This is a genomic window from Rhizobium sp. RHZ01, from assembly GCF_014851595.1.
Classification (GTDB): Bacteria; Pseudomonadota; Alphaproteobacteria; order Rhizobiales; family Rhizobiaceae; genus Rhizobium; species Rhizobium altiplani.
The window spans coordinates 1-255 of the sequence record NZ_JACUZZ010000165.1 but is presented as its reverse complement, the minus strand read 5'-3'; the positions used below and the strand labels follow the sequence as shown (position 1 = coordinate 255).

At 60.8% G+C, this 255-nt stretch carries 1 protein-coding gene; it reads left to right on the top strand.

From position 1 onward, the window contains the following. The coding region (locus IB248_RS31305; RefSeq protein WP_192242272.1) for a DUF2950 family protein at positions 1–255 on the top strand (255 nt) is incomplete at both ends.

Here is a 255-nt window from a genome sequence, read left to right as displayed (position 1 = left end):
GGCGGATCGGCGAGAATGAACTGCAAGCGATCGACACCATGCGCAACTACGTCGACGCGCAGCAAGAATACGCTTCGGCCGATCACGACGGCGACGGCGTTCTCGAATATGCACAGAACCTTATAAGTAGCCCTGGCAAGACAGACGGCCTTTACTGGCCCCCCAACCAGGGAGACTCAGACAGTCCCGCCGGAGCCTTCGTCGAACAGGCCGCTCTCGAGCGTGCGAAGGCCGGGGATGGCTATTTCGGCTACC